11 protein-coding genes and 4 tRNA genes are annotated in these 14,903 nt (G+C 64.1%); 12 read left to right on the top strand and 3 right to left on the bottom strand.

Annotated features, from left to right (window positions below):
- Window positions 1-179: 179 nt before the first annotated feature.
- Window positions 180-1,454, bottom strand: a complete 1,275-nt coding sequence (locus FHY19_RS12005; protein WP_259166385.1) for an ATP-binding protein — start codon at window positions 1,452-1,454, stop codon at window positions 180-182.
- Between the two features lie 270 nt (window positions 1,455-1,724).
- On the opposite strand from FHY19_RS12005, the gene FHY19_RS12000 reads away from it, so the two are divergent.
- The 10 genes from FHY19_RS12000 to FHY19_RS11955 all read left to right on the top strand — a co-directional run bounded on the left by FHY19_RS12000 (window position 1,725) and on the right by FHY19_RS11955 (window position 11,144).
- A tRNA-Leu gene (locus FHY19_RS12000) sits at window positions 1,725-1,809 on the top strand.
- Window positions 1,810-2,007: 198 nt separating this feature from the next.
- A complete protein-coding gene (gene tig, locus FHY19_RS11995; protein ID WP_259166282.1) occupies window positions 2,008-3,300 on the top strand; it encodes a trigger factor in 1,293 nt (430 codons plus the stop codon).
- 95 nt (window positions 3,301-3,395) lie between these two features.
- Window positions 3,396-4,022 carry an ATP-dependent Clp endopeptidase proteolytic subunit ClpP gene (clpP, locus tag FHY19_RS11990; protein ID WP_002806026.1) on the top strand — a complete coding sequence of 209 codons (627 nt, stop codon included), beginning with the start codon at window positions 3,396-3,398 and terminating at the stop codon, window positions 4,020-4,022.
- Window positions 4,023-4,147: 125 nt separating this feature from the next.
- Window positions 4,148-5,434, top strand: coding sequence for an ATP-dependent Clp protease ATP-binding subunit ClpX (gene clpX / locus FHY19_RS11985; protein ID WP_046963201.1), 1,287 nt, complete (start codon window positions 4,148-4,150; stop codon window positions 5,432-5,434).
- Window positions 5,435-5,577: 143 nt separating this feature from the next.
- The gene (gene lon, locus FHY19_RS11980) at window positions 5,578-8,049 is read left to right on the top strand and encodes an endopeptidase La (RefSeq protein ID WP_259153021.1); all 2,472 of its coding nucleotides are present in this window, start codon (window positions 5,578-5,580) and stop codon (window positions 8,047-8,049) included.
- Window positions 8,050-8,263: 214 nt separating this feature from the next.
- Window positions 8,264-8,536, top strand: coding sequence for an HU family DNA-binding protein (locus FHY19_RS11975; RefSeq protein ID WP_002806049.1), 273 nt, complete (start codon window positions 8,264-8,266; stop codon window positions 8,534-8,536).
- A gap of 11 nt (window positions 8,537-8,547) precedes the next feature.
- Window positions 8,548-8,622: transfer RNA gene (locus FHY19_RS11970), tRNA-Val, on the top strand.
- Between the two features lie 27 nt (window positions 8,623-8,649).
- Window positions 8,650-8,726, top strand: a tRNA-Asp gene (locus FHY19_RS11965).
- Window positions 8,727-8,818: 92 nt separating this feature from the next.
- Window positions 8,819-8,895: transfer RNA gene (locus FHY19_RS11960), tRNA-Asp, on the top strand.
- A gap of 278 nt (window positions 8,896-9,173) precedes the next feature.
- Window positions 9,174-11,144 (top strand): peptidylprolyl isomerase, encoded by a 1,971-nt coding sequence (locus tag FHY19_RS11955; protein ID WP_259153024.1) that lies wholly within the window; start codon window positions 9,174-9,176, stop codon window positions 11,142-11,144.
- Window positions 11,145-11,802: 658 nt separating this feature from the next.
- Here FHY19_RS11955 and FHY19_RS11950 read toward each other — a convergent pair.
- Together FHY19_RS11950 and gloB are read right to left on the bottom strand one after the other, a co-directional pair.
- Window positions 11,803-12,981 (bottom strand): lytic transglycosylase domain-containing protein, encoded by a 1,179-nt coding sequence (locus FHY19_RS11950; protein WP_259166281.1) that lies wholly within the window; start codon window positions 12,979-12,981, stop codon window positions 11,803-11,805.
- Window positions 12,978-13,745, bottom strand: coding sequence for a hydroxyacylglutathione hydrolase (gene gloB / locus FHY19_RS11945; protein WP_259166280.1), 768 nt, complete (start codon window positions 13,743-13,745; stop codon window positions 12,978-12,980). The genes FHY19_RS11950 and gloB overlap by 4 nt, the downstream gene beginning before the upstream one ends.
- Before the next feature lie 12 nt (window positions 13,746-13,757).
- On the opposite strand from gloB, the gene FHY19_RS11940 reads away from it, so the two are divergent.
- Together FHY19_RS11940 and rnhA are read left to right on the top strand one after the other, a co-directional pair.
- Window positions 13,758-14,414: a hypothetical protein gene (locus FHY19_RS11940; protein ID WP_259153030.1), complete on the top strand. Its 657-nt coding sequence runs from the start codon at window positions 13,758-13,760 to the stop codon at window positions 14,412-14,414.
- A gap of 28 nt (window positions 14,415-14,442) precedes the next feature.
- Complete coding sequence (gene rnhA, locus FHY19_RS11935; protein WP_039424918.1) at window positions 14,443-14,895, top strand: ribonuclease HI; 453 nt, start codon at window positions 14,443-14,445, stop codon at window positions 14,893-14,895.
- The last annotated feature ends 8 nt before the right edge of the window (window positions 14,896-14,903 follow it).

Raw genomic sequence — 14,903 nt, 5'->3', positions numbered from 1 at the left:
CTCGCATGGCGATTTGCAGGCAGGCGCACTCGTCCTCGATCCATCGCTCATCGCCGACGCCACCCGTGTCCGCCTGTTGCCGTTGTCGAAACAGGAAGAACTCACCGCAGCCAAGCTGCCGGCCATCATGCAGTCAGCACGGTCCGCGCGTTGCTCGTGCGCGCATCCGCAAGCGCCAATCAGGCGTCGGCAGGTTGCAGTCGTGGGAAGGCAAGCGTAAAGCGCGCGCCCAGACCCGGTGCCGACGTCACGTCGACAAATCCGCCGGCCTGCCGGACTGCGCTGTACACCTGCGCCAGGCCCAGACCCGCGCCCTTGTCCGCGCTTTTGGTGGTGAAATAGGCCTCGAATAACCGCGATTGCACATCGCTATCCATGCCATGTCCATCGTCGGCGACTGCGATGGTGACGTACTCCCCAGCGGGTTTTGTCAGGCTGGCTTCGGCGTCTGTCACGCTTGCATGGCCGGTCTCCACGCGGATGGTATCGCCGCTGTCGCATGCATCGCGCGCATTGATGACCAGGTTGAGTACTGCGCGCTCGAGGGTGTGCTGGTCAACCATGGCGCAACATGCGCCTGCGTCGTTGCGGACCTGCAGGCGCAAGTCCGCGCCGATGACCTGCTCCAGCAGCGGGGTGAGCTGTGCTGCCAATGCGCCCAGGTCGACCACGTCGGGGCTGTAGGGATACTGGCGCGAGAAGCCCACCAGGCGTTGCGCCATCACCGAGCCGTGCTGCAATGCTGCGTCGGCAACCCCGAGCAACTTGGTGTCCTGCGCATCGATCTTCCCGCGCTGGACCACCAGGTCGATCGCCGAGGTAGCGGCCTGCAGCACATTGTTCAGATCGTGCACGACGCCGGCCAGCAGTTGCCCGACCGCCTCGCCCTTTTGTGCCTGCTCGGAGATCTTTTCGGCAGCGCCTTGCGCGGCGCGCGCAATGTCCAGATCGTCTTCGATGCGTTCGCGCAGATCGCGCAGGTTATGCAGCTCGGTCGACAGGGTGTCCGCGCGCGTGCGCGCCAGCATCAGCGCGTCCATGGAGAATTCGCGCTCTGCCTTCAGGGTGCGATCCAGCGTGTGGAAAGCCGCTTCCAGCGCACGGCGGTCGGAGATGTTCTTGCTGACCGCCAGGATTGCCTCGACGTTGCCGGCCTCGTCGAACAGTGGGCTGGTGACCACCTGCCAGGTCTGGCGTACGCCTGCGAAGTTGACGCAGCTGGCCTCGAATTCATGGATCGAGCCCGCCAGCGATGCCGCCAGCGCCGTATCGACCAACGCGACGGCCTCGGCCGGCCAGAACTCCCGCCAGGGGCGAGAAAGCATCTGCTCCGGACCACTGGCGCCCAGGGCGGTCAATCCATTGACATTGACCGCTGTGATCCGCCCGTCGAGGTCGATCTCTTTGATGCAGTCTCGCGACAGTGCCACGATCTGACGGTATCGGTCTCTCATTGCGACAGCGCGCTCTCTGGGCTTGGGTTTAACGGAATTTTCGCAAATATTGACGCAGTCATGCGCACGCGACATCACCGGGTTTGGGCTGGAATCAGGCTGGCAGCGTAAACCGTTCAGTCGAGTCCGGTTCGCACTGGTCTCCAGAAAGCGAGGGCAGGCGGTCGCGTGCCGGCCTGCCACAGACCAGTCGCACCGCCTTGCCGGCCCGTTCGCAGCGCTTTTTCTTTGCCGGCATCCCTGCAACAATGCGCAGGCACCTGCGACATCGCGAAAGTGGCGGAATTGGTAGACGCACCAGATTTAGGTTCTGACGCCGCAAGGCGTGGGGGTTCGAGTCCCCCCTTTCGCACCAATGCAGTGCGGCCGTGAGTGCTCCGGCCGCTGCAGCTCCCGCAAACCGGCTTCAGGCTGCAGGCGCCATTGCGCGCGTCCCGCTGGTAGCCGCCGCCGTTATCGGCGAAACTACAAGGCTCGGCGGCTTTCTCGCCATCCGTCAACCCCCATCTTCCATCTCGTGCCGACGCTTGTGCAGTCGGTGGCAGGAGTCAACATGCAAGCATCGATCGAATCCACCGGCAATCTGGAACGCCGCCTGACCTTCACCCTGCCGCAGGAGCGTCTGGAGACCCACGTCGGCGGTCGCCTGCGCGAGCTGGCGCGGACCACGCGCATCAAGGGCTTCCGTCCCGGCAAGGTGCCGACCAAGGTCATCGAGCAGCGCTTCGGTCAGCAGGTGCGTGCCGAGGCGATGGAAGGTCTGTTGCGCGAAACCTTCGACTCGGCCGTGCGCGAGCACTCGCTGCGTCTGGCCGGCAACCCGCGCATCGACCAGGGCGAAAGCGACTTCGACTTCGTCGCCACCTTCGAAGTGGTGCCCGACTTCGGCGATATCGATGTCGCCACGCTGTCGGTGGTGCGTCACACCGCCGAAGTAACCGATGCCGACATCGACCAGATGATCGAAAACCTGCGCCTGCAGCGCCGGACCTGGAACCCGGTCGAGCGCGGCGCGCAGGTCGGCGACCTGGTGGCGCTGGAGACCTGGTCGCAGGCCGGCGACGAGCGTCTGCCCGCCGAAGGCGTGGAGACCGGTAGCAGCGTGCTGGGCTCGGGCGTGATGTTCGACCAGATCGAAAAGGGCCTGGAAGGTCTGGCCAAGGGCGAAGACAAGACCCTGACTGTCGATTTTCCGGCCGAATGGCGCGTGCCGCAGCTGGCTGGCAAGACCGTGCAGGTGCACGTCAAGGCGGTCGAAGTGTCCGAGCCGGTGCTGCCGGTGGTGGACAAGGAGTTCATCAAGAGCTTCGGCGTCAAGAGTGGCGATGCCGAGCAGTTCCGCGCCGATATCCGCACCAACCTGGAGCGCGAGCTCAAGGGCGCGCTGATGAACCGCCTGCGTCGCGAAGTGGGCGAGCAGCTGATCGCCGCCTACGCGCACGTCGAAATGCCGCCGCGTCTGGTCGAGAACGAGGCCCGTTCCATGCTGGCCCAGCAGGTCGAGCAGGTGCGTCGCAGCGGGCGCGATCCGGGCCAGGTGCCGGACGATGCCTACCAGGGCTTCATGGATGCCGCCGGCAAGCGCGTGCTGGTCGGCCTGCTGGTCGGCGAAGTGGCCCGTCGCAACGAGCTGCGCCTGGAATCCAAGCGCGTCAGCGAAACGCTGCGTCTGATCGCTTCCACCTACGAAGAGCCGGAACAGGTCATTGAGATGTACCGTAACGACCCCCAACTGATGGGTGGGCTGCAGAGCCGTGTGATGGAAGAGCAGGTGATCGACTGGATCGCCGAGCGCGCCCAGCACACCGAGCAGCCGCTGTCGTTCCAGGACGCCATTCGCGTCTGATGCGGTAGCAAGAGAAGGACTGCGCCCTGCAGGATCGGGGGCGCGGATGTCGAACACGGGCAGCGGCACAGGCCGCTGCCACAACGGGAAGACTGATGAGCATTGTGACCAAAGCCCTGAACCTGGTGCCCATGGTGGTCGAACAGACCAGCCGTGGCGAGCGTGCGTACGACATCTACTCGCGTCTGCTGAAGGAGCGTCTGATCTTCCTGGTCGGTCCCATCGACGACCATATGGCCAACGTCATCGTGGCCCAGCTGCTGTTCCTGGAAGCGGATAACCCGGAAAAGGACATCAGCATCTACATCAACTCGCCCGGCGGCGTGGTCACGGCCGGCATGGCGATCTACGACACCATGCAGTACATCAAGCCGGACGTAAGCACGATCTGCGTCGGCCAGGCTGCCTCGATGGGCGCATTGCTGCTGGCCTCCGGTGCCGCCGGCAAGCGCTATGCGCTGCCGAATTCGCGCGTGATGATCCATCAGCCGCTCGGTGGCTTCCAGGGCCAGGCGACCGATATCGACATCCATGCGCGCGAGATCCTGACCCTGCGTTCGCGCCTGAACGAGATCCTGGCCAAGCACACCGGCCAGTCGCTGGAAACCATCGCGCGCGACACCGAGCGCGACAACTTCAAGAGCGCGGTCGACGCACAGGCCTATGGCCTGGTGGATCAGGTGCTGGAACGTCGTCCGGAAGAGTCGATTCAGCCGTCTTGATCGCCAGATTGCTGAAATTGCAGGAAAAACCGGCAGGGTCGGGCTGGGCGAATGTCCTCCCGACCCTGTGCTATTCTCGAAATCGAACCCCCGTGCATCGGGTGGGGTAACTGGGTAACAGAAGCATGAGCGAAGACCGCCAAGGTCGTTCCGGCGACAGCAACAAGATTCTCTACTGCTCGTTCTGCGGTAAGAGTCAGCATGAAGTCCGCAAGCTGATTGCCGGTCCCAGCGTATTCATCTGCGATGAGTGCGTTGAGCTGTGCAACGACATCATTCGCGAAGAGCTCGAAGAGAAGGCGCAGTCGGCCCGTTCCAGCCTGCCCAAGCCGCGCGAGATCCTCGAAGTGCTGGATCAGTACGTGATCGGGCAGTTGCGTGCCAAGCGCACGCTTGCAGTGGCGGTGTACAACCACTACAAGCGGATCGAGAGCCGCAGCAAGAACGACGACGTCGAACTCGCCAAATCCAACATCCTGCTGGTCGGTCCGACCGGCTCGGGCAAGACGCTGCTGGCCGAAACGCTGGCGCGCCTGCTCAATGTGCCGTTCACGATCGCCGATGCGACCACGCTGACCGAAGCCGGCTATGTCGGCGAGGACGTGGAAAACATCATCCAGAAGCTGCTGCAGAAGTGCGACTACGACGTCGAGAAGGCGCAGCAGGGCATCGTCTATATCGATGAAATCGACAAGATCTCGCGCAAGAGCGAGAACCCGTCGATCACCCGCGACGTGTCCGGCGAAGGCGTGCAGCAGGCGCTGCTGAAGCTGATCGAAGGCACGGTCGCCTCGGTGCCGCCGCAGGGCGGGCGCAAGCATCCGCAGCAGGAGTTCCTGCAGGTGGACACCAAGAACATCCTGTTCATCTGCGGCGGCGCCTTCGCTGGCCTGGACAAGGTGATCCAGGCGCGTTCCAACGATGCCGGCGGCATCGGCTTCGGTGCCAAGGTCAAGAGCAGCGAGCGCAAGCAGGAAGTCGGCAAGATCCTGGCCGAGGTCGAGCCGGAAGACCTGATCAAGTTCGGCCTGATCCCCGAGTTCGTCGGCCGCCTGCCGGTGGTCGCAACGCTGGAGGAACTGGACGAGCCAGCCCTGATCAAGATCCTGACCGAGCCGAAGAACGCCATCACCAAGCAGTTCAAGAAGCTGTTCGACATGGAAGGCGTGGAACTGGAGTTCCGCCCGGATGCCCTGTCTGCGATCGCCAAGAAGGCGCTCAAGCGCAAGACCGGCGCGCGTGGCCTGCGCACCATCGTCGAATCGGTGCTGCTGGACACGATGTACGAGCTGCCATCGCAGGAAAACGTGAGCAAGGTGGTGGTGGACGAGTCGGTCATCGAGCACAAATCCGAGCCGTATCTGATCTACCAGGCGCAACCGGCTCCGGCCAAGGCCGCGTCGGGCGACTGAGTCCTGTGACCGTGGAGCCAGGCCCAGCCCCGGCTCGCGGTTAAAGGGGATCCAAGCGCTACTTGCAACACCTGGCCGATGGCCCCATAACGGGGCCATCGGCTTTTTTTACGCCTCAAATCCCCATTCCTGCGGAGCGCCCCATGGCCCAGTCCCAACCAGAAGTTCTCGATCTGCCGGTGTTGCCGCTGCGCGACGTGGTGGTGTTTCCGCACATGGTGATTCCGCTGTTTGTCGGCCGTGACAAGTCGATGCGCGCGCTGGAAAAGGCCATGGAGGCGGACAAGCGCATCCTGCTGGTGGCGCAGAAGTCGGCCGAGACCGACGACCCGGCTGCCGGCGATCTGTATACCGTCGGCACCCTGGCCCAGGTGCTGCAACTGCTCAAGCTGCCAGACGGCACAATCAAAGTGCTGGTCGAAGGCCTGTCGCGGGTCACCGTCGACAAGGTCGTCGAGCTGGACGGCGCATTGCAGGGGCAGGGCATCGAAGTCGAGGCCAGCGATGGCCGTGAGGCGCGGGAAGTGGAAGCGATCGCGCGCTCGTTGATGTCGCTGTTCGAGCAGTACGTCAAGACCAATCGCAAGTTGCCGCCGGAGCTGTTGCAGACCCTGGCCGGCATCGACGAGCCGGGCCGCCTGGCCGACACCATCGCCGCGCACATCGGCGTGCGCCTGGCCGACAAGCAGCGCTTGCTGGAGATCACCGAGATCGGCGAGCGGCTGGAGCTGCTGGTCGGGCTGGTAGATGGCGAAATCGACGTGCAGCAGCTGGAAAAGCGCATCCGCGGCCGCGTGAAGTCGCAGATGGAAAAGAGCCAGCGCGAGTACTACCTCAACGAACAGATGAAGGCGATCCAGAAGGAGCTGGGCGATCTGGACGACGCGCCGGGCGAGCTGGAAGAGCTTGCGCGCAAGATCGCCGAGTCCGGCATGCCCAAGCCGGTCGAGACCAAGGCCAAGGCCGAGCTCAACAAGCTCAAGCAGATGTCGCCGATGTCTGCGGAAGCCGCCGTGGTGCGCAACTATCTGGATTGGTTGCTGGGCGTGCCGTGGAAGAAGCGCACCAAGGTCCGCAAGGACCTCAAGGTTGCCGAAGACACGCTGGACGCCGATCACTACGGCCTGGACAAGGTCAAGGAGCGCATCCTCGAGTACCTCGCCGTGCAGTCGCGGGTGAAGCAGATGAAAGGCCCGATCCTGTGCCTGGTCGGCCCGCCGGGCGTGGGCAAGACCTCGCTCGGGCAGTCGATCGCCAAGGCGACCAACCGCAAGTTCGTGCGCATGAGCCTTGGCGGTATCCGCGACGAGGCCGAGATTCGTGGCCATCGCCGGACCTATGTCGGCTCGATGCCGGGCCGCCTGGTGCAGAACCTCAACAAGGTCGGCAGCAAGAATCCGCTGTTCCTGCTGGACGAGATCGACAAGATGTCGATGGACTTCCGCGGCGACCCGTCGTCGGCGTTGCTGGAGGTGCTCGATCCGGAGCAGAACAATTCCTTCAACGACCATTACCTGGAAGTGGATCTGGACCTGTCGGAGGTGATGTTCGTCGCCACCTCCAACTCGCTCAATATTCCCGGTCCGTTGCTGGACCGCATGGAAGTGATCCGCATCCCCGGCTACACCGAGGATGAGAAACTCAACATCGCCATGCGTTACCTGGTGCCCAAGCAGATCAAGGCCAATGGCCTGAAGCCGGAAGAGATCGAGATCGGCAGCGATGCGATCCAGGACATCGTGCGTTACTACACGCGCGAATCGGGCGTGCGTAATCTCGAGCGCGAAGTGGCCAAGATCTGCCGCAAGGTGGTCAAGGAAATCGCGCTTGCCGGTCCGCAACCGGTTGCCAAGAAGGCGGTCGCCAAGAAGGGCAAGCCAAAGGCACTGGTGACGGTCAACGCGAAGAATCTCGACAAGTACCTGGGCGTGCGTCGCTTCGACTTCGGTCGCGCCGAAGAAGAAAACGAAATCGGTCTGGTCACCGGCCTGGCCTGGACCGAAGTCGGCGGCGAGCTGTTGCAGGTCGAATCCACACTGGTGCCGGGCAAGGGCAACCTGATCCTCACCGGTCAGCTCGGCAACGTCATGAAGGAGTCGGCATCGGCGGCCTTGTCGGTGGTGCGTTCGCGCGCCGAGCGTCTTGGCATCGATGTGGATTTCCTGCAGAAGCAGGACGTGCACGTGCACGTGCCCGATGGCGCGACGCCGAAGGATGGCCCGAGTGCAGGTATTGCGATGGTGACCTCGCTGGTGTCGGTGTTGACCCGGGTGCCGATCCGCGCCGATGTGGCAATGACCGGCGAGATCACGTTGCGCGGTCGCGTGTCGGCGATCGGTGGCTTGAAGGAGAAATTGCTGGCGGCACTACGTGGTGGCATCCGCACCGTGTTGATCCCCGACGAGAACCGCAAGGACCTGGCGGACATCCCGGCCAACGTCACGCGCGACTTGAAGATCGTGCCGGTCAAGTGGATCGACGAAGTGCTGGATCTCGCCCTGGAGCGTCCGCTGGCACCCAAGAAGGTGGGCAAGGAAAAAGCCCGCAAGACTGCGTCGCGCGTTGCTGTGCGTGGCAAGTCGCGCACTACCCCGGGTACCCGCGTCAAGCACTAACGTGCGCTGTCTAAGACGTCCCGAAACAAGCCAAAACCCGCGTCGTTATTGGGTTTTGGCTTGCGTGCTGTTGGGGGCGCTGGTATAAATGCACGACTCGTGGGCGCGGCAAAATGTGATGCGTCACGCGATACCACTTGTGTCGGGTTCTTCGCTAACGGCAAGAGCGCCGATTGTCGATTCCGCGGCATCTGCCGCAAAGGGAGTTTCAAGAATGAATAAAACCGAATTGATCGATGGCGTTGCCGCTGCCGCTGACATCTCCAAGGCTGAAGCTGGCCGTGCTGTCGACGCGGTTGTGAGCGAAATCACCAAGGCGCTGAAGAAGGGCGACGCTGTCACCCTCGTTGGCTTCGGCACCTTCCAGGTCCGCGAGCGCGCTGAGCGTACCGGCCGCAATCCGAAGACCGGCGACAGCATCAAGATCGCTGCTTCGAAGAATCCTGCATTCAAGGCTGGCAAAGCCCTGAAGGATGCAGTAAACTAATCGACTCGCTAGGGTGCTTAGCTCAGCGGTAGAGCGTCTCCCTTACACGGAGAGGGTCGGGGGTTCGAAACCCTCAGCACCCACCACTAAGCACCAAGCAAAGTTTTAAGCGCGGAGCGGTAGTTCAGCTGGTTAGAATGCTGGCCTGTCACGCCGGAGGTCGCGGGTTCGAGTCCCGTCCGCTCCGCCAGTTACACCGAAGCCCCTGAGCAATTGGGGGCTTCGTTTTCTCCACGACATTCGCGATGCGACTGCAGTGGGGTAGATGTCCAAGTTTAAAGCGGAGCGGTAGTTCAGCTGGTTAGAATGCTGGCCTGTCACGCCGGAGGTCGCGGGTTCGAGTCCCGTCCGCTCCGCCAGTTACACCCAAGCCCTCGGCCTTGTGCCGGGGGCTTTTTTGTTGGCTGTTTGAAGTTGTCCGGCGAGTGGATGGCGCATTGGCCTTTGGTGGTGGGAGCTCGGGTCGGGCGCGGCGGTAACCCGATCCCATGGCGACCTCATCGCGGCGCTTGCCGTCTGTGCCGATGCAGTGCCTCACCTTTGCTGCATCTTGACCCGGGGCTGGCGGGCGTTGGGCTGGGTGCTTGGCGTCAGGCGGGTTACACTGCGCGGCTCGCCCACAGGCCGTGATTTGCCAATGCTGCAGAAACTTCGCGACAAGACGTCAGGCTGGATCGCTACCGCCATCCTGGGGTTGCTGATGATTCCGTTCCTGTTCGTCATCGACTCCAGCTACCTGGGCGGCATTGGCGCCAATAATGTCGCCAAGGTGCAGGCGCCACCGACCTGGTGGAAATCGGCACCCACGTGGTGGCCGGTCTCGCTGCTGTGGCAGCACCATGAGATCAGCACGCAGGATTTCCGTGCGCGCTTCGAACAGGCGCGCATGCAGGAGCGTCAGCGGCAGGGTGAGAACTTCGACCCGCGCACCTTCGAATCCCGCGAAAACAAGCTGCAGGTGCTCGACCAGTTGGTGGACGAGCAAGTCGTACGGCTTGGCGCCGAAGACGCCGGTATCGTGATCGGCGATGCCACGGTACGCGATTACATCGCCAATATTCAGGCGTTCCAGGTCGATGGAAAGTTCAGCCCGGACCAGTACCGTGCCGCATTGGCGCAGGGCACGCCACCGCGCACGCCGGCGCAGTTCGATGCGCTGGTGCGCGACAGCTTGCAGCAGTCGGTGATCCCGCAGGCCGTTGCCGAATCGGGGTTTGCGACCAAGACCGAATTCGAGCGCCTGCTCAAGCTGATGGGTGAAACGCGCGATGTGGAGTTGGCGATGTTGCCGGCTCCGGCTGCCGATACCGCACCGGTCAGCGATGCGCAGATCAAGCAGTGGTACGACACCCATGCACAGGATTTCCGCCAGCCGGAGACCGTGAGCATCGAGTACGTCGAGCTCAATGCCGCCACGATGCCGCCGGCGACTGCTGCCGACGAGGCGACGTTGCGCAAGCGTTATGAAGAGGAAAAGGCGCGATTTGTCGAGCCGGACCAGCGTCTGGCGTCGCACATCCTGATCAGTGCAGGTGGCGATGCCGCTGCGCAGAAGGCGGCCGAAGCCAAGGCGGCCAAGCTCGCTGCGGAAGCCAAGCAGCCGGGTGCCGATTTCGCCGCGCTGGCCAAGGCCAATTCGCAGGACCCGGGCTCCAAGGATGCCGGTGGCGACCTGGGTTGGGTCGAGAAGGGCACCATGGTCAAGCCGTTCGAAGACGCGCTGTTTTCGATGAAGGCCGGCGACGTGGTCGGGCCGATCAAGACCGAGTTCGGCTATCACGTGATCCAGTTGCGCGAGGTCAAGGGCGGGCAGGGCAAGTCGTTCGAGCAGGTGCGCGACCAGCTTGCTGCCGAGCAGCTCAAGGCCGACGCCGACAAGGCGTACGCCGATGTCAGCGGCAAGTTGGTGGATCAGGTCTACAAGAATCCGACTGCCCTGGAGCCGGCGGCCAAGCAGGTCGGTTTGCCGGTGCAGACCCTGGGCCCGTTCTCGCGTACCAACGCCAGCGGCATTGCGGCCAACCCGGCGGTGCTGCGTTCGGCGTTCTCCGAAACGTTGGTGCAGGACGGCACGGTGAGCGACCCGATCACCATCGCCCCTAACCACAGCGTGATGCTGCGCGTGACCAATCACACTGCCGAGCAGGCATTGCCGTTGGACAAGGTGCGCGACAAGGTGATTGCCGCGGTGCATGCCGACCGTACCGAGAAAGCCGCCGCCGCCGCCGCCGATGCACTACTGGCACGCGTGCAGAAGGGTGAAACACTGCAGGCGCTGGCGGCAACCGAGAAGCTGCAGGTGCAGCCGATCCCGGGGCTGCCGCGCACGGCGCCGATTCCGACGCCGGCGGCAAATCGCGCAATCTTCAGTGCGCCCCGTCCGACCGAGGGTAAGCCCTCGGTGGGCAAGGTGGAACTGGATGGCGGCCGCTTTGCGGTGTTCGTGATCAGCAAGGCGACGCCGGGCGACCTGAAGCAGATGCCGGCCGAGCAGCAGACGATGCTGCGCGAGCAGCTGAGCCAGATCGATGGCAACAATGCCGCGCAGGCCTACGTCAAGGAAATGCGCAAGCGCTACAAGATCCAGATCGAAGAGGCGCAGCTGTAACGGCTGGGTGTCAATGGATACAAGGAAAGGGCTCGGGCGACCGGGCTTTTTCTTTGTGCGCTGGTGGCGTTGGGTGTCGGTACGGTGCGCATGTGTTGCAGCCGCTGATACGAACTGGGACGAAGTCCACGCTTAAGCGATTGGCGAGTGCACGTGGGCTGCGCGGTAGGTGCCGCCGATGAGCAATCGTGTGGCTGCGGGCGGGTGCAGCCGGTGCTCGGAATCGGGATGTGCCGCTCGTGCACTCGGATGCGGAGCGCGCCGTCCATACCCGGCTGAGGACGCGCTCGCTACGTCCAGTCGCTTCTAGCGGTGCGGCGACGCATTGTTCTCGTCATGGGCGTGCGGCTTGGATGTTGGCAGCGCGGATGCCTGGCCAGCGCTGCGCCAACCGTTATTGGAGCGCGCCGCACATCTTCCTCTGATTCGGACAGCTGAAATCCGGGCGGGGGAAGCGCGCAGGGCCGATGACTGGAACGCCGGTGGCGCGTTGCCGCGTCGACCGATGCCGGCAAGCGATCAAGACATGCGTGATGTCACTCGATACATGCGCAGCAGTCAGTCAGGGCGCTTGGAGGCCTGGGGTCTTCTTGAGCGACAGCGACAGGAGAGTCAGGCGCGCGGCAGCCAGTCGCGCGCGGCCGATCAGGCGGCCTGCTCAGGGCGTGTCGTTGAACGACAACACCATGCCCGGCTTCAAGACGGCACGCTTGTCCAGGCCATTGCTGGCGAGCAGGGTGGCGACGGTAATGCCGTAGCGACGGGCGATGGCCCACGCGGATTCGCCGTTGCGCACGGTATGGGTGCGGGCGGGTGAAGGGCGGGACATCCTGGTCGTCGTGGTGCTGGCGACCGCTGTCGCAGGGCCTGCAGTGTCAGCATTCATGCCCGCAGGGGTAGATGCGACCACCGCACCGCTGGAGCCGGGCTGCGCTGCCGCTGCGGGGGCGAGTACGTGGACGCCTTTGGGTGCCGCACGGGCGTTTGCCACTGCAGGGTTCAGGCGCGCCAGCAGCTGCGGCTCGATCGCGCGCTGCCCGGCCCAGGTATTGAGGCTGGTGCCGGCCGGCAGTGCGTGCTCGGTCAGTACCGGCACCTGGCGATCCAGTGAGGTCAGCAAGGTGCCCTGCTGCTGCGCATGATCGAGCACGCAGGCCAGTGCATGCAGCTTTTCGACATAGTCGTAGGTGACCTTGGACATGCCGGGCAGCTCGGACGGGCGCGCGTTCTGCGCATTCATGCCGGCACTGCGCATGGCCTGCAGGACGCGGTACTCGCCAGCGTTGTAGGCCATCAGTGCCAGGCGCCAGTCGCCGCCGAACATACCGTACAGGGTCTTGAGGTAGCGCACCGCGGCGGTGGTGGAATCCACGGCCGACAGGCGGCCGTCGTACTGCGCGCCGACCGGCACATGGTGATTGCGCGCGGTGGTGGCGATGAACTGCCACAGCCCTGCCGGGCCGCTGCCGTTGCGTGCGCCGGGGCGGTATCCGCTCTCGACGAACGGAATCAGCGCAAATTCGGTCGGCATGTCCGCGGCTCGCAGTTCGTCGACCACGTAACCAAACAACGGCAGGACGTCCTGACCGTCGTCGGCCAGGCGAGCGGGGGCCCGCGAGAAATGCTGTTCCCAGCGGGTATCGCTATGCTCGCTGTCGCAACCCGGATCGGCACGGCCTTCCAGGAATGACGAGAAGATCTCGCGGCCATTGCGCGTATCGGGCGCAGCGGACCCGGCAGCAGCGGTGGCGACGGAGCGACTTGCGTCGTTGGACCAGGCCGCTGCCGGCGCGATGGCCGCAACCGCGGCCAACGCTGCCAAGATTACCCGCCTCATGCGCGAAATTCGTCTTTCCAGCGCCTAAGTTCGGCGAAAACGTCTACTTCGGAGAAAAGTGCGCCGGCTGCGCGTGGTGCCACGGCGGCGCGGATTTCAGGACGGCTGGTACGTAAGAACGGATTGGTGGCCAGTTCACTCTTGAGCGAAATCGGCAGGGTAGGACGGGCTGCTTGACGCATGGCCTGGGCTTCCTGTTGACGGCGCTGCAAGGCAGCGTTGGTTGGATCGACGTGCAGCGCGAAGGCTGCGTTGGCCAGGGTATATTCATGGCCGCAACACACAAGCGTTTCGCCGGGCAGAGATGCCAGGCGCTGCAACGAGTCGAACATCTGAGGAGCGGTACCTTCGAACATCCGCCCACAGCCTAGGCTGAACAGGGTATCACCACTGAACAGATGGCGATCTGTCACAAAGGCGATGTGGCTGCGGGTGTGGCCGGGGACCTCGATCACCTCGAAGCTGGTTTCCAGCAGCTGCAAGCGCTCGCCCTGGGCAACGCGCCGGGCATCTGCAGGGATGCGTTGGTCATCGGGACCGAACAGTTCGAGTTCCGGCCAGCGCTGCTGCAGCGCGGCTACGCCGCCGATGTGGTCGTCATGGTGATGGGTGAGCAATACCGCGCTGGGGGCCCAGCCATCGCGCTCCGCGGCGGCGATGACCGGCTCGGCCTGGCCGGGGTCGACAACGACGGCGCGGCCATCTGCGGCGACCAGCGCCCAGATGTAGTTGTCGTCGAATGCGGGCAGGGCGGTCAGTCGCATAGAATTGGGACCATGCCTGCCGTCCCATTCTCCCGTCAAGCTGGCGTCTCATCCTGGTTTGATACGGAGGCGGGGCGAAGCCTGCTCCAATCCGAGCGTCGCCTGGCGCTGGAGTCCCTGCAGCGGCGGCCATCCCAGCCCTGGTTGTGGGTGGCCCCAACCAAGGAATTGCCGCCGCGCGAGATGCTCGATGGCCGCGGCCTGCGCCTGTTTCGTAGCGCCGGACGCTTCGCGGGCGATGCGCGCTGCGCGATGCCGTTTCCGTTGCCCACCGAAAGCCTGCAGGCCATCGTGGTGCAGCATGCGGTCGTTGGCGGCGCGGCGGAATTTCTGGCCGAATGCGAGCGGCTGCTGATGCCGGGAGGCCGGCTGTGGCTGTTCACGCTCAATCCGCTGAGCCCGTACCGCTTTCATTGGGCGCGTCGAGGCCCGGTGGCATTGCGCCCGGATCGCTGGCGATCGCTGGCACAGCAGGCCGGCCTGCAGTGCGTGGAAACGGAGCGCTTCCTCGGGCCCATCTGGCGGACCGGGCGCGGTTCGTCCGATCCTGGCCGCGCTCCATGGCGCGCGGTGTATTTACTCGAAGTGGAAAAACGCGCCTCCGCACCGATCGCGCCGACGCCGATCGCGCGGCCCACGCGCTGGCCGCAACCGGTGGCCACGATCTGACCTTAGTACGCGACAACTCTGGAAGCTGATGAAATCAATTGAAGTGCATACCGACGGCTCCTGCCTCGGCAATCCGGGGCCGGGCGGTTGGGCGGCCCTGCTGCGTTACAACGGCCGCGAGAAGGAACTGGCCGGCGGTGAAGCGGTATCCACCAACAACCGCATGGAATTGATGGCCGCGATCATGGCGCTGGAGACGCTGACCGAGCCGTGCCAGATCGTGCTGCATACCGACTCGCAGTACGTGCGCCAGGGCATCACCGAGTGGATGTCCGGTTGGGTGCGGCGTGGCTGGAAAACCGCCGGCGGCGATCCGGTCAAGAACCGCGAACTGTGGGAGCGGCTGCATGCGGCCACCCAGCGCCACAGCATCGATTGGCGCTGGGTGAAGGGTCACAATGGCGACCCGGACAACGAGCGCGTCGACGTGCTTGCCCGCAATCAGGCCATCGCCCAGCGCGGCGGCGCTGCAACTGCGTAAGAGGATTC

Source organism: Xanthomonas sp. 4461, from assembly GCF_024806475.1.
Classification (GTDB): domain Bacteria; phylum Pseudomonadota; class Gammaproteobacteria; order Xanthomonadales; family Xanthomonadaceae; genus Xanthomonas; species Xanthomonas arboricola_F.
Note: the sequence above shows the minus strand (reverse complement) of the source record. Positions and strands in the feature narration are given on the sequence as shown.